The organism is Nocardia sp. NPDC004260 (assembly GCF_053603155.1).
Map to the genome: position 1 here is coordinate 1 of NZ_JBSGEZ010000249.1, position 1,653 is coordinate 1,653.

Sequence of the window (1,653 nt, forward strand, 5' to 3'; positions counted from 1 at the left end):
CCGTTGCGCCCCACATACTTCGACGCCGATCCACGCTCGGTGTCGATCACCGCGACGTTCTCGCCCAGCCCGAACGCCAGCATCAGCGCCGTGTAGGTCTTCCCGGCGCCCGATGGCCCGGTGAGGGCGATGCGCGCCTTGGCGGCTTCCTTCGTAGCTTCCTCGAATTCCATCACGCCTCGATTCCCAGCAGCGGCACACGAGCGGCGGACAGCAGGCGGCGGACCTCTTCGACCGCGGCGCGGTCCTTGGTTGCCGACACCGTCCCCGACGGGCGGACCACCTCCACGCCCGGAATGGTGTTGCCGTTCAGCGCGCTGGTGATCACCCGCTTACGCAGCCAGTCCGGGATCACCCGGACCTCACTGAACAGGTCTTTGCGGCCCGCTTCGATCAGCACCGGCAGGATCGCGCCCGGATCGCCCAGCACCACATCGTGTTCGAGTTCATCCTCGAACTCCGCCACGATGTAGGCGTCCAACGCCATCGCGTCGCGCACCTCGGCCTTGGGCTTCGGGTTGCTCTTGTTGACCGAGCCGAGCTTGATGTCCTCCCCGTCAGCGTTCGCCGTCCACGCGGGAATCGTGGTGCCCTTGCTGTACCGGCTGGCGGCGATCTCCTTCGTCCGCTTCAGCTCCTCCATCGCCACGTCCACCAGGGTGGCGAGCATGACGATGCGGTAGGAGATATCTCCGTCGGTCCAGGGCTGAACTTCAGCGCCTTCCATGGCGCTCCTTCCGTGAATGGGCCACCATCGCCTTCAGGCGGTCGGCCAGGATGTCGATGTCGTCGGCGGACCACATCCCGCCGAACACGGCGTAGCGGTCCTTCGTGTCGTGGTCGACCTCATTGCCTGTCAGGCGGATTCCGCCACTGGGGTCGAGCTCGAATACCGGTTCGCTGAACCCGTTGACCGGCAGCGCGTACCGCCAGTCCGCGTAGTCGTGGATGAAGGTCACGCCGATACCCCCAGCGCGGTCATGGTCAGCCCCCACCGCTCCAACTGGCGCAGCGAAACCCGGTACTGCTCCTCCAGCCAGCGGACAGCCGAATCGTGGTCGTAGCTCAGCCATTTGCGGGCGAACCAGTACTCTTCCTTCGCGTGCTCGGCTTTCAGCAGCGTCGTCCGGTGGCTCTTGCCAGCATGGATCGCCGACTCTGGGACCACGGCGACGCGGGTGTTGGACACCCACACCGACCACATGCCGCCCGGCTCCGGCAGGCCGAGGTGGCGGCTGGCCTTCGGCAGGATCCCCGTCGGGGTGGTGATGTCCTCACGCAGGATCACCTCCACGAACACCGGCCGGGACGGTGCGGAACGCTCATCGGCGATCGCGGTAGCCTCGGCCACGGATTCGGCCCGGTCCCCGAGGGTGTCGGGGTCGTCGGGGTCGGTCCAGGCTGCGAAGCACATCAAGACCTGAGCGGCTTTCTCCGGCTCGTCGCGGCACCACTTCGCCAGGTCCTCATGCAGTTCCCGGGGATCGGTGCGGATCTTGTCGGCCAAACGGATCGCTTCCGCGGCGATCTCGTCATGGGTTGCGAAGGTCATGACGCGGCCTTCGGGGACTGGCGGCGCTGCTCCTGGTAGCAGGGCTCGCACATTCCCTTGCCGCCGAAGCGGCGCTGCCCCGGCTGCGCGGTGCTCCGGGA

General features: G+C 67.0%; 4 protein-coding genes. All 4 read right to left on the minus strand.

Going from position 1 to position 1,653, the window contains the following annotated elements; all coding sequences use genetic code 11:
- Positions 1–173 (minus strand): AAA family ATPase (locus tag ACWEO7_RS39400; RefSeq protein ID WP_452430936.1); only part of this gene is annotated, 173 nt, incomplete at its 3' end.
- Positions 173–727 (minus strand): hypothetical protein, encoded by a 555-nt coding sequence (locus ACWEO7_RS39405; protein ID WP_452430930.1) that lies wholly within the window; start codon positions 725–727, stop codon positions 173–175. The genes ACWEO7_RS39400 and ACWEO7_RS39405, both read right to left, overlap by 1 nt.
- Positions 714–959 (minus strand): hypothetical protein, encoded by a 246-nt coding sequence (locus ACWEO7_RS39410; RefSeq protein ID WP_452430932.1) that lies wholly within the window; start codon positions 957–959, stop codon positions 714–716. The genes ACWEO7_RS39405 and ACWEO7_RS39410 overlap by 14 nt, the downstream gene beginning before the upstream one ends.
- Positions 956–1,552, minus strand: coding sequence for a hypothetical protein (locus ACWEO7_RS39415; RefSeq protein WP_452430934.1), 597 nt, complete (start codon positions 1,550–1,552; stop codon positions 956–958). The genes ACWEO7_RS39410 and ACWEO7_RS39415 overlap by 4 nt, the downstream gene beginning before the upstream one ends.
- Positions 1,553–1,653: the final 101 nt, after the last annotated feature.

Excerpts from the sequence above, each read along its gene's own strand:
- ACWEO7_RS39405 (WP_452430930.1), bottom strand. The coding sequence starts at position 727 with ATGGAAGGCGCTGAAGTTCAGCCCTGGACCGACGGAGATATCTCCTAC.
- ACWEO7_RS39415 (WP_452430934.1), bottom strand. The coding sequence starts at position 1,552 with ATGACCTTCGCAACCCATGACGAGATCGCCGCGGAAGCGATCCGTTTG.